Source organism: Jannaschia sp. S6380, assembly GCF_023015695.1.
Classification (GTDB): Bacteria; Pseudomonadota; Alphaproteobacteria; order Rhodobacterales; family Rhodobacteraceae; genus Jannaschia.
In genome coordinates this window covers 2,378,048-2,401,816 of sequence record NZ_JALKAS010000001.1, presented here as the reverse complement: position 1 = coordinate 2,401,816, position 23,769 = coordinate 2,378,048, and the positions used below count along the sequence as shown (strand labels likewise).

Here is a 23,769-nt window from a genome sequence, read left to right as displayed (position 1 = left end):
CTCGCCGCGCTTGATGTAATCGTTTACATGGGTCGGTCCGTCTGGCAACCCTTCGATGGAGGGAGGCCGCCGGGATGCAACGCAAGACCAGGATCGCGGATGTCGCCAAGGCGGCCGGCGTTTCGACCGCCACGGTCAGCCGCGCGCTGACCCTGCCCGAACGCGTCGGGCCCGAGACGCGCGCCCGCGTGCTGGCGGCGGTCGCGGCCACGGGCTACCGCGCCAATGCCGCCGCGCGCGACCTCAGGTCCCGCCGGGCGCGCGCGATTACGCTCTTGGCGCCGAACCTCGCCAACACCTTCTTCAACCGCATCATCGCGGCCGTGCAGGAGGTGGCGGGCGAGGCCGGTCTGATCGTCCAGGTCTCCGATTCCCGGGTCGAGGCGGCGCGGCTGGGTCCGATCGGCGCCGACGGGCGGACCGACGGCATCCTGCTTCTGGATGGCGGGCTCGACCCCGCGATGGTCGCGGGCTGGACGGTGCCGGTGGTCATGGTCTGCGAATGGATGGACGATGTCGCCATGCCCTGCTTCGGCACCGACAACGCGGCCGGGATCGGGCTTGCGGTCGATCACCTGGCGGCGCTCGGCCACCGCCGGGTGGCCTTTCTGGGCGGGCCATGCGGCAACGTCCTCAGCCATGCGCGTCGCCACGGCTTCGACGCGGCCATGGCGCGGCACGGGCTGCTGGTTCGCCCGGGCGACCGCCTCGATGGCGACTTCACGATGGCAAGCGGCGCGCGCGCGGCGCATGACTGGGCCGCCGTGCCCGGCCGGACCGGGGCCGTCATCTGCGCATCGGACGAATCCGCGTTGGGCTTCATCAGCGAATGCGACAGGATGGGCATCGCCTGCCCCGGCGACGTCAGCGTGGTGGGTTTCGACGATATCGAGTTCTCGGACCGCTTCATCCCGCCGCTGACCACGGTCCACCAGCCGCGCGCCGCGCTGGGCCGGCGCGCGGCCGAGACGCTGGTCGCGGCGCTGGTCTCCGGCACGCGGCCGCCGGACGGGCGGCGCATGCTGCCGTCGCGCCTGATCGTACGCGGATCGACCGCCCCGATCTAGAACGCGATCTGCGTCTTCATCGCGCGGGACCGGTCGCCGGCCAAGTCGAACGCCTCCACCGCCTTCGCCAGCGGAAGGCTATGGGTGATGAAAGGCGCGACGTCGATCAGGCCCTTTCGCATCAGCGACACACCGGTCGCGAATTCCGGATGGAAGCGGAAGCTGCCCTTCAGCGACAGCTCCTTCGCCGTCAGGGTCTGCATCGGGATCGTCATGTCCCCGCCGAGGCCGAGCTGCATCACCGTTCCGCCCGGCCGCATCGCCATGATCCCCGCCGACAGGGCCGGCGCTGCGCCGGAGCATTCGTACAGAAGATCGAACGTTCCCTTTCCCGCCTCGTAGATCGCGAGCCCCTGCGCGTCGTCGGCCATGTTGACCGTCACGTCCGCCCCGGCCCGCCGCGCCATGCCCAACGTGAAGTCCGACAAGTCCGTGGTCACGATAAGGTCCGCCCCCGCGCGCCGCGCGCACAGGATCGACAGGATGCCGATCGGTCCGCAGCCGGTGACCAGCACGGCCTTTCCGACCATTCCCCCCGCCAGCCGCGTCGCGTGCAGGCAGACGGCCAGCGGCTCGGCCATCGCCGCTTCGCCCGGGGTCAGATCGCCGGCCGGCACGCATTGCGACGCGTCCGCCACCAAGGTCTCGCGGAAAGCGCCCTGGATATGCGGAAACGGCATGGCCGATCCGTAGAAGCGCATGTTCAGGCACTGGTTCGGCATCCCCTCCAGGCAGTAACGGCAGGCGCCGCAGGGACGCGACGGCGACACCGCAACCAGATCACCGACCGATAGCCCGTCGACCCCCTCGCCCAGCTCGGCGACGTGGCCCGACACCTCATGGCCCAGCACCATCGGTTCGCGCAGGCGGATCGTACCGAACCCCCCGTGATTGTAGTAATGCAGGTCCGACCCGCAGATCCCGCCTGCCGCCATCCGCACCTTGACCTGACCGGGGCCGGGCGCGCCCTCGGGCGTGTCGTCGATGCGCAGGTCGCGGGCGGCGTGGATCACGATGGATTTCATGGAAACGCCTCGCTAGGGAAGGGGACCCCCAGCCTTGCAGCGGAGCCGCGCCATGTCCACGACCCTGTTCGACCTCACCGGGAGGCGCGCGCTGATCACAGGCTCGTCGCAGGGGATCGGCCTGGCGCTGGCCCGCGGGCTCGCGGCGGCGGGCGCGGGGGTCGTCCTGAACGGGCGCAATGCCGCCAACCTGGCCGCCGCAGCCGACACGCTGCGGGGCGAGGGCGCGACGGTCGAGACGCTGCCCTTCGATGCCACCGACCACGACGCCGTGCGCGAGGCCGTCGACGGGTTCGAGGCCGGGACCGGCCCCATCGACATCCTGATCAACAACGCCGGCATGCAGCACCGCACCCCGCTGGAGGACTTTCCCGCCGACGCGTTCGAGCGCCTGCTTCAGACCAACATCGCCACCGTCTTCCACGTGGGCCAGGCCGTCGCGCGCCACATGATCGGGCGGGGGCGGGGCAAGATCGTCAACATCTGTTCCGTGCAGACGGCGCTGGCCCGGCCCGGCATCGCGCCCTACACCGCGACCAAGGGTGCCGTCGCGAACCTGACCAAGGGCATGGCCACCGACTGGGCCAAGTACGGTCTGCAATGCAACGGCCTCGCCCCCGGCTACTTCGACACGCCGCTGAACAAGGCGTTGGTCGAGGATCCGAAATTCACCGAATGGCTGTCCATCCGCACCCCTGCCGGTCGCTGGGGCCGGGTGGAGGAACTGGTCGGCGCCTGCATCTTCCTGTCGTCGGAGGCGTCCAGCTTCGTCAACGGCACCATCGTCTATGTGGACGGGGGCATCACCGCGTCGCTCTGACGCGCAACCGCGTCGGGGCGTCCGGCGTTCATCGGAATGAAGGCGCCCGACTTGATCTACTATCCCGATGACCGCCCCGGCATCAGCCGCCGCAGGGCCGGGCGCGGCTGGTCGTATCGCGCGCCCGACGGCACCACCATCGACGATGCGGCCGAACGCGCGCGGATCGAGGCGCTGGCCGTGCCCCCGGCCTATGCCGATGTCTGGATCAGTCCACGCAAGCGCGGCCACCTGCAGGCCACCGGCTACGACGACCGGACCCGAAAGCAGTACCGCTACCATGCCGACTGGTCGGAATGGCGCGCGACCCGCAAGTTCGCCGAGCTGCCCGCCTTCGGCGAGGCGCTGCCGTCCCTGCGCCGCCGGATCGCCCGTTCGCTGTCCGGCGAGGCGGGCGAGAAGGACTTCGCCATCGCCGCCGTCCTGCGTCTGATCGACCGCACCTCGATCCGGATCGGGTCCGAGGACTACTACGCCGTGAACGGGACCGAGGGGGCGACCACGCTCAAGAACCGCAACCTCAAGCTGTCGGACGGCAAGGTCCGCCTCGACTGGACGGCGAAGGGCGGCAAGCGCGTGCGCCGGCAGCTTTCGGACCGCACGCTGATGCGCGCGCTGCACGATCTGGCCGACCTGCCCGGCGCGCCGATCTTCGAATGGCAGGATGGCGACCGGATGCATGCGGTCCATGCCGACCATGTCAACGACTGGCTGCGTGAGGCGACCGACCTGGAGGCCGCGACCGCCAAGACCTTCCGCACCTGGAACGGCTCGGTCGCCGCGCTCGAGGCGGCGCTGAGGGCGGGCGAGGGCGTGACCATCAAGGCCATGTCCGAGGCCGCGGCCGACGTGCTGCACAACACGCCGACCATCGCGCGGAACAGCTATGTCCATCCCGACGTGATCGCCCTGTCGGAGACGTGGCGCGAGATCGACCCGCCCGACCGCCCCGACGGATTGCGCCGGGGCGAACGCGCGCTGTTGTCGCTGTTAGGTTAGATAGGGCAGGTCGCCCGCAAACCCGATCCGGTTCAGCACCCAGTAGGCCGCGATCAGCGCGATGATCAGCGAGCCGGGGATGGCGATCGCGCGGCGGTACCACGGCTTCGATCCGAACGGCAGGCCCAGCAGCAGGAACGCGACGGCGATGACCGTCAGCTGCCCGATCTCCACCCCGATGTTGAACGAGATCAGCGAGGCGATGAAATGCTGCCCCAGGCCGAATTCCGACAGCACGCTGGCGAAGCCAAGCCCGTGCAGCAGGCCGAAGCCGAACACGACCGCGATCCGGGTCCACCCGATCTCTTGCTTGCCGCCCGCCCAGATGTTCTCGACCGCGACCCACACGATGCTGAGCGCGATCAGCGCCTCGACGATCCACATCGTCGGCTGAACGATGCCCATCGTCGCCAGGGCCAGCGTGACCGTATGCGCGACCGTGAAGGCCGAGATCTGCCAGATCAGCGGACGAAACGCCAAGGAATAGAAGAACAGCCCCAGCACGAACAGGATGTGGTCGAGACCCTTGGGAATGATGTGGTCGAAGCCCGACACGACATAGCGCATGACGGCCTCGCCCAGCGTCATCTCGGCCACGCCGATGCGCGGCATCGGTTCGGTCAATGCGCCGTTCGTCAAGTAGGCGTCGTAGCCTTCGCCGTCCGATACCTGCCGCACGATCAGGCCGCCCAGCTCCGAATCCCAGCCGAAGATCACCGGCTCGTCCCCCTCCGGCAGCTCCGCCGTCAGGGTCAGCGTGCTGTCGCGCCGGATCTCCGGGTCGCCGACGGGGGGGATTTCCATCTCGGCCAGTTCGGGCACCAGGTCCATGTCGCCCACGCGCAGCGTGATGCGTTCAGCGATGCCCGGCCACGCCTCCATCAGCGCGGCGCCCATCTCGTCGGGCGAGAGCGCGCGGAGCGCGTCGTTCCGGTCCGAAAGGGGGGACTCGTCCGTGTCCGCGACCTCCGACAGGTTCACGCCCGCGACGATCGGCTCCATCGCCGTGGTCAGGGTGATCGTCACCCGGTTGCCGTCGATGGTGACGTCGGCGACCGAGGGCTGCACCTCATGTGCCGAAGCCGTGATCGCGAAGACAATTGACAGCAGCGCGCCGAGGCCCACCCTGATCGCCAGCCGAAGGAGTGTCATGTTGTCCGTCCCGTTTAGATCCCTGCTTGCGGCAATGTGCATCATCGCCGCGCCGCTTCAAGCGCATGAATTCTGGATCGAGGCCGAGGACTACACCGTCGCACCCGGAGCCGAGGTGGTGGCCCGCTTCCGCAACGGCCAGGAACTCGTGGGCTCCGCGCTCAGCTACATTCCCGGCCGCGCCGAACGGTTCGACATGATCGCGGGTGGCGACATGACGAAGGTGCCCGCCCGGATCGGCGACAACCCCGCCTTCCGCGTCGCCGACCTGCCCGAGGGGCTGCTGACCATTCTCCATGTCACGACGGATCAGTTCGTCACCTATTCGGAATGGGCAAAATGGGTGAAGTTCACCGAGCACAAGGACTTCGCCTTCACCCAGCAGGCACATCTCGACCGCGGCCTGCCGCAGGAGGAGTTCCGCGAACGCTATCGCCGCCATGCCAAGGCGCTGGTGGCGGTGGGCGACGGCGCCGGGTCGGATGCCGCGCGCGGTCTGCTGGTGGAATTTGTCGCCGGTGCGAACCCCTATACCGACGACCTGTCTGACGGCCTGCCGGTGCAGATCCTGTTCGATGGCGCCCCCCGCCCCGGCGCCCAGATCGAGATGTTCGAGAAGGACGCGACGGGCGAGGTGGCTGTGACCCTACACAAGGCGGACGCCGATGGCCGCGCCGTCCTGCCGGTTCGTCCGGGGCGGGAATACCTGCTGGATCACGTCGTCATCCTGCCGCTGGAGCCCGAGGAAGCGCGCGATCCGGTCTGGCAGACGCATTGGGCCGCGTTGACCTTTGCCGTGCCCGAGGGGTAATCCGGGCCTCGGACGCCCCGCGCGCCGGACCCCGGAAAGAGGATGCCCATGGACAAGTTCGAGACCATCACCGGCGTGGCCGCGCCGCTGCCGCTGATCAATGTCGACACCGACATGATCATTCCCAAGCAGTTCCTGAAGACCATCAAGCGCTCCGGCCTCGGCGTGAACCTCTTCGACGAGATGCGCTATGGCGACGATGGCGAGGAACTGCCCGATTTCGTGCTGAACAAGCCCGCCTACCGGAATGCGCAGATCCTGGTGGCCGGAGAGAACTTCGGCTGCGGCTCGTCGCGCGAACACGCGCCCTGGGCCTTGCTGGATTTCGGCATCCGTGCCGTGATCGCGCCAAGCTATGCCGACATTTTCTACAACAACTGCTTCAAGAACGGCATCCTGCCCATCGTCCTGCCGCAGCATCAGGTCGACGCGCTGATGGACGACGCGCGCAACGGCGAGAACGCGCGCATCACCGTTGACCTCGAGAGCCAGACAGTCACCGCCACCGATGGCACCGCCTATCCGTTCGAGGTCGACAGCTTCAAGAAGCATTGCCTCCTCAACGGGTTGGACGATATCGGCCTGACGCTGGAGAAATCGGCCGCCATCGAGAGTTTCGAGACGAAGGCCGCGCAGGAGCGTCCCTGGGTCTGAGGTCAAGGACTTTAACGTCAATCTGTAAGCCTATGATTTAACTTGTGAATTGTATCGTATCTTAACGATTTGCGACTTTCCGGGCACACAGTTTCGCCCATGGCTTTCCGTTCCGGGACAGGCGGTTGCGAGGCAAAGTTAAACGGGGCACCTTGGTGGCAAGAATGAGGCAGGCGCCCCAACGCGGGCATCAACAGGTACACAGGTCCCACGAAGAATGGGTCCGCGACCGGCAAGGAATGGCAGGCAGTGATTTCGCAGCTCCCCGGTGCGTGCATCCGCGCGTTTCTCGTGGTCGTGATGGTTCTGACACCGTCGCTGCTGCTGCCCGGGACGAATCCGCAATTCACTGACGCCGTCGTCCTCATCGCGCTGTTCGCGGCGCTGTTCGTGATCGTCGAATACGGCTCCACCTATCCCGGCCTGGTCGAGTTCCGCGGCGCGCCACCCTTCAACCGCGTGCGCTTCGCCGTCCTGTTCGGCACGCTCACGCTGATCGCCGTCGCCATGAGCGGCAAGGAAACCGGTTCGCTCCTGTCGCGGCTCCTCATGGCGATCGGCCTGCTGCTGGGCAATTCGACCGATTTCCCGTTCAGCCCGGTGCGCCTGATCCTGTGGCTGATGCCCGAGGGCACGACCCTGATCCAGGCGCAATCGGTGCGTGCCGCGGCGGGCCTGGCCTACCTGGTCAGCCTGGTCGGCCTGACGGTTTTCGCCATCCTGATCCGCCTGCGCGGATGGCCCTCCCCCACGGGCAGCTTCAACGTCTGGATCAATCTGCCGACCTTCGACCCGACCGCGGGGGCGGACGTGGTCAAGCGGCTGAACCGCGACGGCGCCGTTAACATCCTGTTAGGGCTTGCCCTGCCATATCTGACGCCGCCGCTCGCCCTGTTCGTGGCGCGGAACTATGACCTGTCGATGCTGAACAGCGACCTGATGCTGGTCTGGGTGATGACGCTATGGGCCTTCTTTCCCGCCTCGCTGTTTCTGCGCGGCATCGCGATGCGTCGGCTGGCGCTGATGATCTCGCAGAAGCGCCGCCGCTTCAGCGCCGTCCAGGGCGTGGCCGAACCGGCATTCCTGCCGGCCTGACGGCCCTCCTTCTGGCCCTGCCCGCCGGGGCGGAGACGGTGCGCATCGCAACCTACGACACCGGGTTGGGCCGCAAGGGCCCCGGCGTGATGATGCGGGATCTGCGCAAGGGCCGCGACCCGCAGGCGGAGGCCGCGCTCGCCGTGATCGCCGCCGCGCGGGCCGATATAATCCTGCTTCAGGACATCGACTGGGACCACGGGGGGCTGGGCCTGGCCGTACTGGTCGAACGGCTGGCCGATCTGGGCGCCGACTATCGGCACAGCCTCGCGCTTCGCCCCAACAGCGGCACGCCGTCGGGCCATGACCTCGACGGTGACGGGACGACGCATGAGGCGCGCGATGCGATGGGCTATGGCTGGTTCACCGGCGACAGCGGCTTGGCGCTGCTGTCGCGCCTGCCACTCGGGTCCGCCACCGATCTGAGCAGCACGCTCTGGTCCGACCGGTCGGAGGCGGCGAAGCTTCTGCCACCCGGCGCGCGCGACCTCGTCCCGCTGGCCACCACGGCGCAATGGACCGTCCCGATCGAGATCGGGGGGCGCGAGGCGACGTTGATCACCATGGCCGCGGGCACGCCCGTCTTCGACGGCCCCGAAGATCGCAACGGCCTGCGCAACCGCGACGAACTGGCGCTCGTGTCCGAACTGGCCGCCGATGCCGATCTGCCGATCGTCCTGGGCCGCGCCAATCTCGACCCCGACCGCGGCCAGGGGATCCGGCCCGCCATCACGGGGCTGCTGACGCATCCCAAGCTGCAGGATCCGGTGCCGACGGCGCGGGATGGCCGAACTGAGACGGCGTTCTGGGATGATCCCGGCGCCATGCGTGTCGACTATGTCCTGCCGCCCGCCGCGGCGAAGGTGGTGGGGGCCGGCGTGCTGGGCGATGCGGGCGACGACGCGCTCGCCGGGGCCGTGGCGGAAGCCGGGACCGGACGGCTGGTCTGGGTCGATATCCGCCTTCCTTGACGGCAACCGGGCCACGGACTACCCCGGCTGCGCATTTCCCACCGAAAGGTCCCGTCATGGCGAACCCCTCCCTTCTGATCCTGCCGGGCGACGGCATCGGCCCCGAGGTCATGGCCGAGGTGCGCCGCGTGATCGATTGGTTCGGCGCCAATCGCGACCTGACCTTCGACGTGTCCGAGGATCTGGTCGGGGGCGCGGCCTATGACGCGCATGGCACGCCGCTGCACGACGACACGATGGCCCGCGCGCAGGCGGTCGATGCGGTGCTGCTGGGTGCGGTCGGCGGTCCGAAATATGACGACCTCGATTTCAGCGTGAAGCCCGAGCGCGGCCTGTTGCGCCTGCGCAAGGAGATGGACCTGTTCGCCAACCTGCGCCCGGCGCAATGCTTCGACGCGCTGGCGGATTTCTCGTCGCTCAAGCGAGACGTGGTGGCCGGGCTCGACATCATGATCGTCCGCGAACTGACCAGCGGCGTCTATTTCGGAGAGCCGCGCGGCATCCACAAGGAAGGCAACGAGCGTGTCGGCATCAACACGCAACGCTACACCGAAAGCGAGATTGCCCGCGCCGCCCGCGCCGCGTTCGAGTTGGCCCGAAAGCGGTCGGGCAAGCTCTGCTCGATGGAGAAGGCCAATGTCATGGAATCCGGCATCCTGTGGCGCGACGTCGTGACCGAGATCCATAAGGCCGAGTACGAGGACATCGAACTCAGCCACATGTATGCCGACAACGGCGCGATGCAGCTGGTGCGTGCGCCCAAGCAGTTCGACGTGATCCTGACCGACAACCTGTTCGGCGACATCCTGTCCGATTGTGCCGCGATGCTGACCGGCAGCCTCGGCATGCTGCCTTCCGCCTCGCTGGGCCTGCCGATGGCGAACGGCCGGCCGAAGGCCCTCTACGAACCGGTCCACGGCTCGGCCCCCGACATCGCGGGGCAGGGCAAGGCGAACCCGATCGCCTGCATCCTGAGCTTCGCGATGGCGCTGCGCTACTCCTTCGGCGAGGGGGCGCAGGCCGATATGCTGGAAGGCGCGGTGCAGACGGTTCTGGCGGACGGTGCGCGCACGGCCGATCTGATGGGCCCCGACGGCGGCACCCCGATCACCACGACGCAGATGGGCGACGCCATCCTCGCCGCGCTCGACGCCGCCTGACGGTTGCGACACCCGGTCCCCGTTCGTCCGGGGGCCCGAACGGAACGGAAGATCCATGTCCGACAAGGCCTCGCCCCTCTCGGGGATCCTGCTGGCGCTTGCCGCCTTCGGGCTGTTCGCGACCCATGACGTCGCGGTCAAGCTGCTGGGCGGACATTACGCCGTGTTCCAGATCGTGTTCTTCGGCGTTCTGCTGACCTTCCCGCTGGTGATTCTCATGCTGCTGCGCGACGAGGAGGTGGGCACGCTGTTCCCTCGCCATCCCTGGTGGACGGCCCTGCGGACGGGCTCGGCCGTGGCGACGGGCTTCTGCGCGTTCTACAGCTTCTCGGTCCTGCCGCTGGCACAGGTTTACGCGATCCTCTTCGCCGCGCCGCTGATCATCACCGTCCTGTCGATCCCGATCCTTGGCGAGACGGTCCGCATCCATCGCTGGGCGGCGGTCATCGTCGGCCTGATCGGGGTCGTCGTCGTGCTGCGCCCGGCGAATGTCACGCTTGAACTGGGCCACGTGGCGGCGCTGATGGCGGCCTTCGGCGGGGCGCTGTCATCGGTGATCGTGCGCAAGATCGGCCGCGAGGAGCGGGCCGCCGTCCTGATGCTCTACCCGATGGTGGCCAACTTCGCGATCATGGGGGTGTTGATGCCCTTCGTGTATCGGCCGATGCCGTTGGGCGACCTCGGCCTCTGGGCGATGATGGCGGGGCTGGCATTCCTGGCCGGCCTGGCCCTGATCCAGGCCTATCGTCGCGCCGATGCGGTGCTGGTGGCGCCGATGCAGTACAGCCAGATCGTCTGGGCCGCGCTCTACGGCTGGCTGTTCTTCGACGAGACGATCGACCGGGGCACCGCCATCGGCGCGGCCATCGTGATCGCCAGTGGTCTCTACATCGTCTTCCGCGAGGGGCGCGGCGGGTCGCGGAACGCGCCCGTCCTGCGCACCCGATCGCGGGCCGAGACGGGGACTTCGCCGCGCATCTCGCCCCTGCTCAGCCTGAAGGAGCGCATGGTGCCGCAGCACCGCGATTAGGGTTTTGTTGATCCTTCGCCGCTAGTCCTGCGTGCAAGCGAAGGAAAACCACCATGGCCGAACGCGTCGACTGGCGTCAGGATCCGATCGTCGTGATCGAAAAGCGGTTGTCGCCGGTCCTGCCGACGATGCTGCTCGCGCTTTTGACCCGCGATGCGAACGGGGCTGCCGTCGGCGACACGACCCATGCCGCCGTCGAAGTGATCCGCACGGTGCAGGCCCGGCTTCTCGATCCGCATGACGTCACGCTCGACCCCGCCGCCGCATGTGCGCTGAAGGATCTGGCCACGCAGTTGGAGCGGGCCGGGGCAGAGGTGCGCGACGCGGCGGGCGACGCGGATGACGATGTGCGCCGGGCCCTCGCCGTCCGCCTCATGTCGGAGTTGCGGCCGCGGCTCGACGATGCGCTCGACCTGCTGCGCGCGGCCTTCATCCAGACGGTGCTGGACCGTCAGGCCCATGCGCGCGCCCTGTCCCGGGTCGCCGCGCGCGAGGTTTCGGCCATCAGCCGGCAGATCTACTTCATCTCCATCAACGCCTCGGTCGAGGCCGCGCGCGCCGGTGTGGCCGGGCGGGGATTCGCCGTCATCGGCGAACAGATCCGGACCCTCTCGCAAGACGCGGCCGCCGCGCTCGACCGGATGCAGGACATGGGCGTGGCGCCGCGATAGGCCCTTGCCTCGCCCCGGAGGGGTCGATATGTGCCGGCCCACGGTCGGGCAGTGGCGCAGCCTGGTAGCGCACCTGCTTCGGGAGCAGGGGGTCGGAGGTTCGAATCCTCTCTGCCCGACCAGTCACCCCCCTATCGAAATGGCGCCGGCGGGCCCAACCCCACGGGGCGGCGCGCGGTCCAGCTGGCCAGGACGATCAACCCGGCCCCGGCCCAGAAGGCGGCGTTCGGCACCTCGTCGAACACGGCCCAGCCGACGGCGGTCGACAGGATCAGGCTCGAATATCCGAGGATGGCCAGGATTCCCGCCTCCGCCCGGCGATGCGCCTGCAGGAAGCAGAACTGCGCGGCCTGCGCGAAAAGGCCGATGGCCAGCAGCACAGGCCAGGTCTGCGGCGGTACCGGCGTCCAGGACGCCCAGGCCAGGGGCAGCGTGGCGATGCCCAGGCCGGCAGTATAGCTCGTCATGAGCACGAGGCTCGGCTGATCGTTGATCCGCCGCGTGACCACGATGGCCGCCGTGCCGGCCAGGACGGCCAGGCCCAAGACCAGCAGCGCCGGATCGGCCGATGGCCCCGTCGGGCGCACCGCCAGCAGCACGCCCCCCAGCCCCAGCACGGCCGCCGCCCAGCGACGCGGGGTCGCCGGCTCTCGCAGGAAGAGCGCGGCCAAGGCGATCAGCATCAGCGGCCGCGTGAAGTTGACCACGGTAAAGAGCGCGAAGGGCAGCCGTGCCACGGCGTGGAAGCTGCAGGTCAGCGCGACGGTCGAGAGTGCGATCCGCAGGACATGCAGCCCCGGCGCGCGGGCCTGCGCGAAGCGATGCCGGGCGACCCAGATCCAGGGCAGCATCAGCAAAAGGCCGGTCGCCGCGCGCAGGAAGACGAGCTGCGTGGCCGCCATGTCGGGCCCCGCCGCCTTGACGATGCTCAGCGCCCAGATGTTGAGACCCATATCCGCGAGGAGCCAGGCCCCGCCCGACAGGTTACGCGCGCGGGGCAACGAGGTTCGCCATCAGGCGGAACGCGCCGGGCACCAGCATCTCCATCTGGTGATGCAGGATCAGGGCGCAATGCGTGTGCCGCCCGGCGCCGATCTCGGCCGAAAGCAGCGCGCCCTCGAGTGGGGCCTCGCCCGGGTCGGACATGGCAAGCAGCGGAACATAGGCCGGGTCCCAGGATTGCGCGAAATAGAGGCCGCGTTCCTTGTTCCAACCCTCCCAATCCGTCGCACCGATGCGATTGGGGCCCGACAGGACGGCGTGGTCGGGCGCGAGATGGGTCACGGTCGCGCCCGCGTCGGTGACCCGCCAGCGCAGGCTGGGCCGCCCGATCTGCAGGCGCTTTGGCGGCGTCGCGGCTGGATCCCAGTTGTCCCAGGGCCGATGATAGAGCGTCAGCAGCGTGCCGCCCGCCCGGGTCCAGGCATGCAGGACCGGCATCCGTCCGGACAGGCCGGGCCGGAATCGCAGTGCGAAGATCCCGATGACGAGGCTGTCCAGCGCAGCGAGATATCCGGCGTCGTCGAGCTGCGCATCCGATGGTTCGACCACGTCAAGGCCCATGCGCCGCATCCAATGCGCCACACGGTCGTGCCCGGCGCCGACATATCCGACCCGTCCCTCGGGCAGGGCCGCGTCGATCACCGAGAGGCGCAGCACCGCCGGACGCGCCAGGACCCGGGCCGTCACATGGGGGGCCTGCACGGGCGTGATCTGCCGGGCCGGACGGCCGTCGAGGAGGATCGGGATATCGCGGCGACCCCGCGCCGAAGGCGGCGGCGTCAGGCGGTCGCCGTCCCGCGCCCAGCCGTCCGGCAGATCTAGCGCGGCGTCAGGCGGGGTCAGTTGCACGGTGAAATCCCGCCGTGTCGCCGCGCGGTTGACGACATCCGTTTGCGGTTGCGCCTGAACGCCCCGATCCGGGATCGGCGCCGGGGTGCGGTCGAACGGCAGGCGGATGGCAATCCGCTCACCGGCGACGGTGGCGCCGACCTCTAGTGCGGGCCGGGGCGGGGACAGCGGGCGCCACTCCGTCGGATAGGGGTCGGGCAGGGCCTTCGCGCTCAGGGTGTTCCCATCAAGCCGCCATCCCTCGGGCAGGGCGACGTCGACGGAAAGGTCGCGCGCATCGCCGGAGCTAGCCTCAAGATCAAATCCGACCGCCGCGTCCGGCCCGATCAGGTCGGCATCGACATGGGCGCGGATATCGGCGCCCGAGGCCAGGTGGAGCACGCGGCCAAGCTCGGCGATCTTGCGGTCGACGCGATGCGCATCTTCGGGGGCGGGCTGTGCGGCGCGCAGCCGGGCCAGCGCCGCCGCGGCATGTCGCGCCACGGCTTCGGGGTCCGGGAAGGCATCGCGGGCGGCGTCCATCATCGCCTGCACCGCGGCCCCGCCCGCGATGTCCAGATCGGCCAGCGACCGGGGCAGGCCGTCCGACACGTCCACCTCGGGCGGGCCGCCGACGCGGTGCAGGGGGAAGTCCCCGGCCTCGGGCGGCCAGCGGCCCATTCCCTGCGTGCGATGCATGGCGCGCGAATGCTGACCCATGCGGGCCCAGGTCCAGCCGGTGACGGGGTCGCGCCCCGCGCCCGGGACCGTCACCGTGGCCGGCGGCGGCGGCAGGTCGTCGTCATAGGCCTGGCCCGCCCCCGACCAGGCCGGCAGGTAGAGTTTCTGTACGGTCCAGGGGGGCAGGCCATCCAGCGCGACGCCCGGATCGGCCGCGCGCGCCATCGCCTCGGGGGCGAGCGCGGTCATCGCGCGGTGGTGGCCATGCTGCCCCGGCACGTCGAGGAAGGTAGGGCAGAGCATGTCGGGCCGCACCCGGCGCAGGATGGCGGCGAAACGGTCGCGGGTGCGGTCGCGGCCCCAATGGGCCAGCGTCTCCTCGCCCGATTTCGAGAAGCCGAAATCGCGGATCGGGTCCTCCGGCCCGGTGCCCAGCCAGTGAAGGTCCATGTCGAGGCGGGCGGCGGCGGCTTCCATCTCGGCGGTGCGCAACGTGCCCAACGCCGTGCCGCGCGCGCGGCCGATGTCGTTCTGCCCGCCCTCGCCCCGCGTCGCGCAGGCATAGCCCACGCCGATCCCGTCGCGAAACCGCAGCGCGGCCAGCATCGCCGAGGTCTCGTCATCGGGATGGGCGCCGGACTGCAGGAAGGTCAGCGGCGTCCGCAGCGCGGTCAGCGCATGCCAGAGTTCCACGATGCGGGGCCGCGCGCGGTCCGCCTCCAGTCGGGCCTGATCGGGTGTCATCGGCGCTCCTTAGCTGGCCAGGGCGGGCGTGAAACTGCGGTTTAGCACCAGCGCCGCGGCGCCCAAGGCGGCGGTCATCCGGCTGCAGGTTCCGATCCGCAGCGGCGCATGGGGGTTGTCGGACCGTCGCGCGACGGAGCGGGCCGGCGGCGTGAACCGGTCGACCAGGTGGCGCACGATCGGCTCCGGCATGGCGCCGTTCAGGATGATGGTCTGCGGGTCGATCAGGTTTTCGATGATTGCGACGGCCTGATGCAGCGGGTCCTCGGCCGCGTCGAGCCAGGCCATCAAGTCGGGGTCCCGGTCGAGATAGAGTCTTTCCAGCCCCTCGATATCGGCAACCTGGTGGCCGGCGCGGCGCAGGTGGCGTTCGGCCGACAGACGGCTCAGGCGGGATTCCAGCGGGACCGGCCCATCGGGCGTGGGGATCGGGATGTGGCCGATCTCGCCCGCGTTGCCGAAGGCACCGCCATAGGGTCGCCCGTCATGGACGATCCCCAGGCCCAGCCCGGCGCCGAAATAGAGGCACCCGAAATGGGTCAGGTCCTCGGCCGCGAAGGAGATCCGCTCGGACATGGCTGCGGCATTGGCGTCCTTTTCGACCGTCACGGACACGCGGAGCGCGTCGGTCAGGTGGCCGGCCGGGTCGATCGCGTCCCATCCGGGCAGGTCGGTGTCGTGACCCGCCACGCCGGTGCGGCCGAACGGGCCGGGCATGACGACACCGGCCCCCAGGATCCGCCCCGCCGCGCGCGGCACGGCGCGTCCGGCGCGCGCCACCATCAACCGCAGCGCCTCGGCGACGGGTTCGGGCGCGGCGGGTTCGGACAGGGGCAGCCGCCGCTGCCAGACGGGCGTGCCGCCGAAATCCAGCAGCGCCGCCAGCAGGACGGTCGGCCGGATCTCCACGCCGAACGCATAGGCGCCCTCGGCGTTCAGCGTGTACTGCATGGCCGGAAGGCCGCGGCGCCCGCTGCGGGCGCCCTCGGGACGCAGCAGGCCGTCTTCCTCCATCCCGGCGATGATGTTGCTGACGGCCTGGGTCGACAGGCCGGACCGGCGTGCCAGTTCCGCGCGGCCCAGCGGGCCGCCCGCGCGCAGGTGGCCCAGAACCAGCTGCCGATTGTGGTCGCGCGATCTTGCGGCGTTGACGCCGCGCAGGATGACGGTCGGTCGCATGACCCCGCGATAACTCAAGACAGTTGTCCGTTCAATCAAGTTGAGTTAACGCTGGGTCGTACAGACCGGCGCCCCCGGGGGCGCGCGGCGGACGCCATTCAAGGGGAGGCGAAGATGTTCGGAATGGGGAAAACGGCCCTGGCGGGGGCGCTTGCATTCGGGATGGCCGGTTCGGCGCAGGCCGTCGAGATCGAGTATTGGCAGTATTTCTTCGATGCGCGCGTGGCCGCGATGGAGGAGCTGATCGAGAACTTCGAGGCGGCGAACCCGGACATCACCGTCAAGATGACGCATTTCCCCTATGCCGATTATCGCACCAAAGTCGCCGCCGCGATCCCCGCGGGCGAAGGACCGGATGTGGTGCAACTCTTCTACGGCTGGCTCAACGACTATATCGAGGCCGAGCTGATCCAGCCGCTGCCCGCCGATGCCTTCCCGGCCGAGGAGATCGACGAGAGCTTCTTCCCGATGGTCCAGGCGATGAAGGTCGACGGCCAGTACTACGCCCTGCCGACGGCGGTGCGCAGCCTGGCGCTGTTCTACAACGAGCGCCTGTTCGAGGAGGCCGGTCTGGACGGCCCGCCCGAGACGCTGGACGAGCTGGTCGAACATGCCAAGGCCATGACCAAGCGCGACGGCGCCGGCAACATCACGCAGGTGGGCATCACCACCGGCATGACGGCGCAGGATCACCACTGGTTCCGCGAGGTCCTCGTCCGGCAGTTCGGCGGAGAGCCCTACACCGACGACTATCGCACCGTGAACTGGAACAGCGACGCCGGTCTGGCCGCGCTCGACTTCTATGCCGGGCTGGAGAAGGAGCATGGCGTCACCGCGTCGGGCTTCATGGACGAGCCGCAGGCGGCCTTCAAGGCGCAGCGGGCGGGCATGCATATCGACGGCAGCTTCCGCATCGGCTCGCTCGCCGACATAAGGGGTCTGCGTTACGGGGTGGCCGAACTGCCCGCCGGGCCGGACGGGACGCGGTCGAATTATTCCTCCTACTGGGTGAACGCGATCACGACCAAGGCGGAGGGCGAGCGCTATGACGCCGCCGTCAAGTTCATGGAGTACATCACCTCGGACGAGGCGATGCAGATCTGGCTGGACATCGTGGGCGAACTGCCCGCCAAGCCGTCGGTCGGCATGACCGAGGCCAACGCGAACGATCCGGTCTACGGCCCGTTCATCCGCGGGCTCGACTATGCCCACACCACCAAGTTCGCCGATGAGAGCGGGCAGCGTCAGGTGCTGGTCGACATGCTGGGCCGCGTCGACATCGAGGGGCAGGACCCCGCCGAGAGCCTGGCCCAGGCGGCCGAGGCCGAACAGGCGCTGCTCGACGAATACTACGCCGAGTGACGTCCGCCGGGCGGCGCCCTTGCGGGGGCCGCCCCATTCGACGGGGCCGCCCATGTCGTTCTATCGAAACCTGACCATCCGGCAGAAGCGGATCGCCTGGGCGTGGACCTTCCTGGCGGTCCCGGTCCTGTTCTACGGGATCATCCGCTTCTACCCGACGGGCAACGCGATCCTGATTTCGTTCCAGGATTGGAACCTGCTGGGTTCGCGGACGTGGACCGGGCTCGACAACTACGCCAAGCTCTGGAACGACCCGGTGTTCTGGAAGGTGTTCGTCAACACGTTCCAGTACCTGCTGATCGGCACGCCGCTGTCGCTCCTGCTGTCCTTCGTGATCGCCTATCACCTCGACAAACTGCGCTTCGCCCATTCGTTCCTGCGGATGCTGTATTTCCTGCCCTTCATGACCAGCGCGGTGGCCATGGCCTGGGTCTGGCGCTGGTTCTATCAGGGCGTCCCGATCGGGCTGTTCAACAACATGCTGGCGGCGATGGGCATCGCGCAGATCGAGTTCCTGAACTCCACCACGAACGCGCTGCCGGCGGTGCTGGCGCCGGCGATCTGGGCGGGGCTGGGTTTCCAGATCATCATCTTCATGGCCGGCCTGCGCGCCATCCCGACCAGCTATTACGAGGCGGCGCGCATCGACGGGGTGGGCTGGTGGACCGTCCTGACCGAGATCACGCTGCCGCTGCTGCGACCGACAATCGTGTTCATCGTCGTGTTCTCCTCGATCGGGTTCCTGCGGATCTTCGATCACGTCTTCAACATGACGACGAACAATCCGGGCGGGCCGCTCAATTCGACCAAGCCCCTCGTCCTGATGATCTACGAGACCGCCTTCACCAGCTTCGACATGGGCTACGCCGCCGCGCAGACGGTCGTGCTGTTCACGATCCTGCTGATCGTCAGCCTGATCCAGCTGCGCCTGCTGAGGAGCGACTGACATGGCGGTGACCGAAGTCCCCGGCCCCGTCCGCCCCACGTCCGAGGCGCTGCTGGCCAAGCCCACGGGGCGCGGCCCGCGCGACAACGCGCAGATCATCCGCTGGCTGATCCTGTTCGCGGGCGGGATCCTGATGGTGATGCCGATCGCCTACATGATTTCGACCTCGCTGAAATGGCCGCACGAGGTCTACAACGTGAACCTCATTCCCGAGGAACCCACGCTGGAGAACTACACCTATGTGCTGGAGGACGGTCGCTTCTATGGCTGGTTCGTCAATTCGCTGGTCATTGCGACGCTGACGACGGTCTCGAACCTCCTCTTCGACAGCCTGGTGGGCTACACGCTGTGCAAGTTCCGCTTTCCGGGCCGCACGCTGGTGTTCATCGCGATCCTGTCGACGCTGATGATCCCGACCGAAATGCTGGTGATTCCGTGGTACCTGATGTCGCAGCAGTTCGGCTGGCTCGACAGCTATTGGGGCATCATGTTCCCGGGCCTGATGACGGCCTTCGGCGTCTTCCTGATGAAGCAGTTCTTCGAAAGCGTGCCCGACGATTTCATCGAGGCGGCACGGATCGACGGCCTGAACGAGTTCCAGATCTGGTGGGAAGTCGCGATGCCGCTGGTCCGCCCCGCCCTCGCCGCGCTCGCGATCTTCGTCTTCTTGGGCAACTGGACCGCGTTTCTGTGGCCGCTGATCGTGACGAACTCGGTCGAGATGTACACCCTGCCGGTGGGCCTGTCGGGCTTCGGCGACGAGGCCGACGTCGCGTGGGAGCTGATCATGACCGGTGCGGCGATCTCGACCATCCCGACGCTGGTGGTGTTCCTGATCTTCCAGCGGTTCATCATCCGGGGGGTCGTCATGGCGGGGCTGAAGGGGTGAGGACCGGTTCGGCGAAGCCGACGGATCGTTCAGTGGACGGTCCGAGGCCCGAACGGGCGGAGCTCAGGACCGGTTCGGCGAAGCAGGCGGATCGTGCCGTGGCCCGGGCGGGAGCGCCGCCCCCGTACCCCCGAGGTATTTCGGGCCAGAGGAAGGTGCCGCCGGAGATGGGCGTGACGCAGACATGACCGACCTCGATGCCTTTCCGCACCCGGTCTATCGCGAGACGGTGCTGGCGCCCCTCTTCGATGGGGTGAAGGCGCATTACGCCGACGGAATGGACGCGATCGATCGGGCCCATCTGGTGATGCTGGTCGAGACGGGCATCCTGTCGCGTGATGACGGGCGCGCCATCGCGGGCGCCCTGCGCGACATCGCCGCCACCACCGACCGCGACGCGCTGACATATACCGGCGCGCATGAGGACTGGTTCTTCCTGGTCGAGGCCGAGCTGCGCGGCCGACTGGGCGATCTGGGCGGGGCGCTGCACACCGCGCGGTCGCGCAACGACATGGACCACACGCTGTTCAAGATGGCCCTGCGCGCGCGGGTGACGGTGCTCGAAGGGCAGGTGTATGCGCTGGCGGCCGCACTTCTCGACAAGGCCCGGGCGGAGCGCGACACGCTGATCGTGGCCTATACGCATGGGCAGCCGGCGCAGCCTTCGACCTTCGGCCACTATCTCGCCGCCGCGTTGGAGGTGCTGCTCCGCGATGCCGTGCGCCTGTCGGACGCCGCCGACGGGTTGGAGCGTTGCCCCATGGGCGCCGCCGCGATCACCACCAGCGGCTTTCCCATCGACCGGCAACGCGTGGCGGATCTGCTGGGCTTCGGGGCCGTTTCGGTGAACAGCTATGCCTGTATCGCCAGCGTCGATTATATCACCGCGCTCTATTCGGCGATGAAGCTGCCCTTCGTCCACCTGGGCCGCGTGGTGCAGGATTTCGCCTTCTGGTCGGCCTTTGAGGTGGGGCAGCTCCACCTGCCGCGCAGCCTGGTGCAGATCAGCTCGATCATGCCGCAGAAGCGAAACCCCGTCCCGATCGAACACATGCGCCATCTGGCGGCCGTCACCGCCGGCCGTTGCGACACGATGGTCGACACGATGCGCAACACGCCCTTCACCGACATGAACGACAGCGAAGGGGAAGTGCAGCAGGCCGGATATGCCGCCTTCGACAGCGGTGGCCGGATGCTGGACCTGATGGCCGCCGTCGTCGCGGCTGCCCGGATCGACGGCGACCGGGTGCGCCGCAACGCGGATGCGGCCTGCATCACCGTCACCGAGCTTGCCGACACGCTGGTCCGCGACGAGGGGCTGACCTTTCGCGCGGCCCACGCGGTCGCCGCGCGGACCGCGCGCGAGGTGATCGCCCGCGACCGGCCCCTGGGCCAGGGGACGGCGGCGTTCTGCGCCGCGTTCGAGGAAGTGGCCGGCCGCGCGCCGCGCATGACCGATGCGGATTTCGCCCAAGCCGTGGACCCCGCGACCTTCGTCGCCCGCCGGGACCGGATCGGCGGCCCGGCGCCGGCCGCGCTGGATACAGCGCTGGCCCTGTATCGCGACGAGTTGGGAACCCTTTCGGGCCGCCGCCACGACCGTCGCATGCGTCACGAAACCGCCGAGCAGAGCCTGAAACAGGCATTTTCCGACTTGCTGGAGCCCTGACACAATGGCAGACCTGACGCTCTCCAACCTGACCAAACGCTACGGCGCGACCGAGGTTCTGCACGGCATCGACCTGTCGGTGGCCGATGGCGAGTTCGTCGTCTTCGTCGGGCCGTCGGGCTGCGGCAAGTCGACCACGCTGCGCCTGATCGCCGGGTTGGAGGAGGTCTCGGACGGGACGGTCGCCATCGGCGGTCGCGACGTGTCGCGGCTGGAGCCGAAGGACCGGGACATCGCCATGGTGTTCCAGAACTACGCCATCTATCCGCATATGACGGTGCGACGGAACATCGGTTTCGGGCTGCGCTCCTCGCGAATGCCCAAGCCCGACAAGGAACGGCGCATCGACGAGGTGGCCGAGATACTGGACATGACGGCGCTGCTGGACCGCAAGCCCAACCAGCTTTCGGGCGGCCAGCGGCAACGCGTGGCCATCGGCCGGGCGCTGGTGCGCGACCCGGCGGTGTTCCTGTTCGACGAGCCGCTGTCGAACCTCGACGCGCAACTGCGCACGCAGATGCGGCTGGAAATCAAGAAGCTGCATCACCGCGTCGGGAACACCATCGTCTTCGTTACCCACGACCAGGTGGAGGCGATGACCATGGCCGACCGGATCGTCATCATGAAGGACGGCCATATCCAGCAGGTCGGCACGCCGTCCGAGGTCTATCGGAGCCCGGCCAACACCTTTGTCGCGCGTTTCATCGGCGCGCCGAGCATGAACCTGCTGGAAGGACGCGCCGAGGGCGGCACGGTGCAGCTGTCGGCGGGCGGCGCGGCGGCGCTGAACCGCGGCGCGGGCGAGGTCCTGCTGGGGGTCCGGCCCGACGATCTGCACCCCGTCGAGCGCGACCCGCTGATCGAGGGCCGCGTCACCGTGCGCGAGCCGCTGGGCCCCGAGACCCTGATCTATGTCGAGACCGCCGCGGGCGAGATCATCGCCAAGGCCGACGGCCGCCGCCCGCCCGAGGTCGGCGCGACGGTGCGCCTCGGGGCGGCCACGCAGGATCTGCACCTGTTCGACCGCGCCTCGGGTATCGCGCTGACATGAACGGCAAGGTCCTCTGTCTCGGACGGCTCTACGCGGATCTCGTCTTCACCGGCGTTCCCGCTTTGCCGACGCTCGGGACGGAGACATTCGCCGGCGGTTTGGCGCTGCATGCCGGCGGCGGGGCCGCGATCACCGCCGCCTATCTCGCCGCGTCGGGGCGCGAGGTCGCGCTTGCCGCCCATCTGCCCGGTGCGCCGTTCGACGACGGCATCCTGGCCGACCTCCGGGGCCAGGGGGTCGATACGACCCTCCTCGCCGCCGATCCCGTACCGCGCGATCCGCAGGTCACGGTGGCCATCGTCGCGGGCGGGGACCGCGCCTTCCTGACCCGCGCCACCGGGGCCGTGGCGCCCGAGATCGACATCTCGGCGCTTGGCGCGCGGGGCTTCGTCCACCTTCATATCGGCGAGTTGCGGACCCTGGTGGACCGGCCGGCGCTCCTGGAGCAGGCGAGGTCGGCCGGAATGACCGTCTCGCTCGACTGCGGATGGGATGCGGGGCTGGATGCCGGCGTGGCCCCCTTGGTCGCCGGGGTCGACCTGTTCCTGCCCAATGCCGATGAGAGCGCCTATCTGACGGATCTTGGCCTGCCCGTCCGCCCGGCGCCCCTGACCGTGGTCAAGCGGGGCGACCGGGGCGCGACGGCGCATGACGGCGGCACGCCGATCGATCGCGCCGCCCGGTCGGGTCCCTGCCGCGACCCGACCGGGGCCGGGGACGCGTTCAATGCCGGGTTCCTTCATCGCTGGCTCGACGGTCGGCCGCTGCCCGACTGCCTGGAAGGCGGCATCGAATGCGGCGCAGCGGCCGTGGCGGCGGTCGGCGGGATGACCGGAACGAAGGCGATCCGGCAGAGCCGCACCGGCCTCGCGGCGGCGCAGTGACCGGCCCGACCCTTCTCGCGCGGGAGATCGACGAGATCCCCGAGGCGGCGGCGCGTCTGCTGGACCGCGGGCAGGGGTCGATCCGGGACGTCGCCCGACATCTGCGCAGGCGCGATCCGGCGATGATGGTGACGGTGGCGCGCGGCTCCTCGGATCATGCGGCGACGGTCCTGGCCTATGCCTGCGGGCAGGCTTCCGGCATCGTCCCGGCCAGCTATCCGCCGTCGCTGGCCTCGCTCCACGCGCAGCGCCCGCGCGTCGCCGGGCAGGTGGCCGTCGCCATCAGCCAGTCGGGCCGGTCCACGGACCTGATCGCGTCGGCACGCGCGTTGCGGTCCGGCGGCGCCGCGCTGGTGGTGCTGACGAACACGCCCGACGCCCCGCTGGCGCGGGAGGCCGAGCTGGTGATCGATATCCATGCAGGCCCCGAACGGGCCGTGGCCGCGACCAAGAGCTTCGTGAACTCGGTCCTCGCAGGCGCGCTGCTGCTGGGACATTGGCTGGACGACCCGTCGCTACTGGCCTCGTTGCAGGGCTTGCCGGACACGCTGCGGGCGGCCCTTTCGACGCCCATGCCCGAACTGGCGCGGTCGCTGGCCATGGATGACCGCCTGCTGGTGCTGGGGCGCGGCCCGTCGCTGGGGGTGGCCGAGGAGATCGCGCTGAAGGCGATGGAGCTGTGCGGCATTCCCGCCCTCGCCTATTCCACCGCCGAGCTGCGGCATGGCCCGCTGCAGGTGATCCGCGACGGCCATCCGGTGTACGATCTGACCCGCGGGCCGGCGCTGGCCGACACGGTGCCGCTCCGCATGCCATTCGGCGCGGGGTTGCATTCGGTGTCGGACGCGCTTCTGGACCTCGTTCCGGCCTATGTCGCGCTGGAGGCGGCATCGCGCGCCCGTGGCCTGGACCCCGACGCGCCCGACCGCCTGCGCAAGGAGACGGTCACCCGCTAGTCGAGGCGGACGGAATCGGCCGTGTGGCGTTCGTCGGACTCGAAGCCGATCTCGTCCAGCGCCAGATCCGCGACGATCGCGATCAAGAGGATGGCGGCGAAGGCGGCGAGCATGGTCTTCATC

General features: G+C 69.0%; 23 protein-coding genes and 1 tRNA gene. 18 read left to right on the top strand and 6 right to left on the bottom strand.

All coding sequences use genetic code 11. The features are described 5' to 3' along the window. Nucleotides 1–74: 74 nt before the first annotated feature. Nucleotides 75–1,067, top strand: a complete 993-nt coding sequence (locus MWU52_RS12415; protein WP_246952485.1) for a LacI family DNA-binding transcriptional regulator — start codon at nt 75–77, stop codon at nt 1,065–1,067. On the opposite strand, the gene MWU52_RS12410 is transcribed toward MWU52_RS12415, so the two are convergent. Next, nucleotides 1,064–2,092: an L-idonate 5-dehydrogenase gene (locus MWU52_RS12410; RefSeq protein WP_246952483.1), complete on the bottom strand. Its 1,029-nt coding sequence runs from the start codon at nt 2,090–2,092 to the stop codon at nt 1,064–1,066. The genes MWU52_RS12415 and MWU52_RS12410 overlap by 4 nt on opposite strands. 52 nt (nt 2,093–2,144) lie before the next feature. Here MWU52_RS12410 and MWU52_RS12405 point away from each other — a divergent pair, with 52 nt between their 5' ends. Then, a complete protein-coding gene (locus MWU52_RS12405) occupies nt 2,145–2,912 on the top strand; it encodes an SDR family oxidoreductase (protein WP_246952481.1) in 768 nt (255 codons plus the stop codon). 36 nt (nt 2,913–2,948) lie between these two features. After that, a complete protein-coding gene (locus MWU52_RS12400) occupies nt 2,949–3,911 on the top strand; it encodes a DNA topoisomerase IB (protein ID WP_246952479.1) in 963 nt (320 codons plus the stop codon). On the opposite strand, the gene MWU52_RS12395 is transcribed toward MWU52_RS12400, so the two are convergent. Then, on the bottom strand, nt 3,903–5,063 hold the full coding sequence (locus tag MWU52_RS12395) for a HupE/UreJ family protein (RefSeq protein ID WP_246952477.1): 1,161 nt from the start codon (nt 5,061–5,063) through the stop codon (nt 3,903–3,905). The genes MWU52_RS12400 and MWU52_RS12395 overlap by 9 nt on opposite strands. Nucleotides 5,064–5,097: 34 nt before the next feature. Here MWU52_RS12395 and MWU52_RS12390 point away from each other — a divergent pair, with 34 nt between their 5' ends. From MWU52_RS12390 to MWU52_RS12355, 8 genes are all read left to right on the top strand, one after another. Further along, nucleotides 5,098–5,874 (top strand): DUF4198 domain-containing protein, encoded by a 777-nt coding sequence (locus tag MWU52_RS12390; RefSeq protein WP_246952475.1) that lies wholly within the window; start codon nt 5,098–5,100, stop codon nt 5,872–5,874. A gap of 48 nt (nt 5,875–5,922) precedes the next feature. Beyond that, a complete protein-coding gene (leuD, locus tag MWU52_RS12385) occupies nt 5,923–6,528 on the top strand; it encodes a 3-isopropylmalate dehydratase small subunit (RefSeq protein WP_246952473.1) in 606 nt (201 codons plus the stop codon). A 249-nt stretch (nt 6,529–6,777) separates the two neighbouring features. Then, a complete protein-coding gene (locus tag MWU52_RS12380; protein WP_246952471.1) occupies nt 6,778–7,623 on the top strand; it encodes a hypothetical protein in 846 nt (281 codons plus the stop codon). Between the two features lie 38 nt (nt 7,624–7,661). Further along, on the top strand, nt 7,662–8,594 hold the full coding sequence (locus tag MWU52_RS12375) for an endonuclease/exonuclease/phosphatase family protein (protein ID WP_246952469.1): 933 nt from the start codon (nt 7,662–7,664) through the stop codon (nt 8,592–8,594). A gap of 56 nt (nt 8,595–8,650) precedes the next feature. After that, nucleotides 8,651–9,754 (top strand): 3-isopropylmalate dehydrogenase, encoded by a 1,104-nt coding sequence (gene leuB / locus MWU52_RS12370; RefSeq protein ID WP_246952468.1) that lies wholly within the window; start codon nt 8,651–8,653, stop codon nt 9,752–9,754. Nucleotides 9,755–9,809: 55 nt separating this feature from the next. Continuing rightward, entirely contained in the window at nt 9,810–10,784 is a 975-nt protein-coding gene (locus MWU52_RS12365; RefSeq protein WP_246952466.1) for a DMT family transporter, read from the top strand. A gap of 53 nt (nt 10,785–10,837) precedes the next feature. Further along, a complete protein-coding gene (locus MWU52_RS12360) occupies nt 10,838–11,455 on the top strand; it encodes a methyl-accepting chemotaxis protein (protein ID WP_246952464.1) in 618 nt (205 codons plus the stop codon). Nucleotides 11,456–11,500: 45 nt separating this feature from the next. Beyond that, nucleotides 11,501–11,577: transfer RNA gene (locus tag MWU52_RS12355), tRNA-Pro, on the top strand. A gap of 9 nt (nt 11,578–11,586) precedes the next feature. On the opposite strand, the gene MWU52_RS12350 is transcribed toward MWU52_RS12355, so the two are convergent. The 3 genes from MWU52_RS12350 to MWU52_RS12340 are packed head-to-tail and all read right to left on the bottom strand — an operon-like array spanning nt 11,587 to nt 15,889. Then, nucleotides 11,587–12,456 (bottom strand): DMT family transporter, encoded by an 870-nt coding sequence (locus MWU52_RS12350; protein ID WP_246952462.1) that lies wholly within the window; start codon nt 12,454–12,456, stop codon nt 11,587–11,589. Next, entirely contained in the window at nt 12,440–14,710 is a 2,271-nt protein-coding gene (locus MWU52_RS12345) for a PIG-L family deacetylase (protein ID WP_246952460.1), read from the bottom strand. The genes MWU52_RS12350 and MWU52_RS12345 overlap by 17 nt, the downstream gene beginning before the upstream one ends. Before the next feature lie 9 nt (nt 14,711–14,719). Beyond that, nucleotides 14,720–15,889, bottom strand: a complete 1,170-nt coding sequence (locus MWU52_RS12340; protein ID WP_246952458.1) for an ROK family transcriptional regulator — start codon at nt 15,887–15,889, stop codon at nt 14,720–14,722. Nucleotides 15,890–16,012: 123 nt separating this feature from the next. On the opposite strand from MWU52_RS12340, the gene MWU52_RS12335 reads away from it, so the two are divergent. The 7 genes from MWU52_RS12335 (at nt 16,013) to MWU52_RS12305 (ending at nt 23,646) form a co-directional block, all read left to right on the top strand. Beyond that, nucleotides 16,013–17,251 (top strand): extracellular solute-binding protein, encoded by a 1,239-nt coding sequence (locus MWU52_RS12335; RefSeq protein ID WP_246952456.1) that lies wholly within the window; start codon nt 16,013–16,015, stop codon nt 17,249–17,251. Nucleotides 17,252–17,303: 52 nt separating this feature from the next. After that, a complete protein-coding gene (locus MWU52_RS12330; RefSeq protein ID WP_246952454.1) occupies nt 17,304–18,197 on the top strand; it encodes a sugar ABC transporter permease in 894 nt (297 codons plus the stop codon). 1 nt (nt 18,198) lies between these two features. Beyond that, the gene (locus MWU52_RS12325; RefSeq protein WP_246952452.1) at nt 18,199–19,086 is read left to right on the top strand and encodes a carbohydrate ABC transporter permease; all 888 of its coding nucleotides are present in this window, start codon (nt 18,199–18,201) and stop codon (nt 19,084–19,086) included. A 184-nt stretch (nt 19,087–19,270) separates the two neighbouring features. Next, the gene (gene argH, locus MWU52_RS12320) at nt 19,271–20,755 is read left to right on the top strand and encodes an argininosuccinate lyase (RefSeq protein WP_246952450.1); all 1,485 of its coding nucleotides are present in this window, start codon (nt 19,271–19,273) and stop codon (nt 20,753–20,755) included. Between the two features lie 4 nt (nt 20,756–20,759). Beyond that, the gene (ugpC, locus tag MWU52_RS12315) at nt 20,760–21,806 is read left to right on the top strand and encodes a sn-glycerol-3-phosphate ABC transporter ATP-binding protein UgpC (RefSeq protein ID WP_246952449.1); all 1,047 of its coding nucleotides are present in this window, start codon (nt 20,760–20,762) and stop codon (nt 21,804–21,806) included. Continuing rightward, entirely contained in the window at nt 21,803–22,690 is an 888-nt protein-coding gene (locus MWU52_RS12310) for a PfkB family carbohydrate kinase (protein WP_246952447.1), read from the top strand. The genes ugpC and MWU52_RS12310 overlap by 4 nt, the downstream gene beginning before the upstream one ends. Further along, nucleotides 22,687–23,646, top strand: a complete 960-nt coding sequence (locus MWU52_RS12305) for an SIS domain-containing protein (RefSeq protein ID WP_246952445.1) — start codon at nt 22,687–22,689, stop codon at nt 23,644–23,646. The genes MWU52_RS12310 and MWU52_RS12305 overlap by 4 nt, the downstream gene beginning before the upstream one ends. Here the strand turns inward: MWU52_RS12305 and MWU52_RS18030 are convergent. Then, a complete protein-coding gene (locus MWU52_RS18030; protein WP_281493954.1) occupies nt 23,643–23,768 on the bottom strand; it encodes a hypothetical protein in 126 nt (41 codons plus the stop codon). The two genes, MWU52_RS12305 and MWU52_RS18030, sit on opposite strands and share 4 nt — an antisense overlap. Nucleotide 23,769 lies beyond the last annotated feature (1 nt).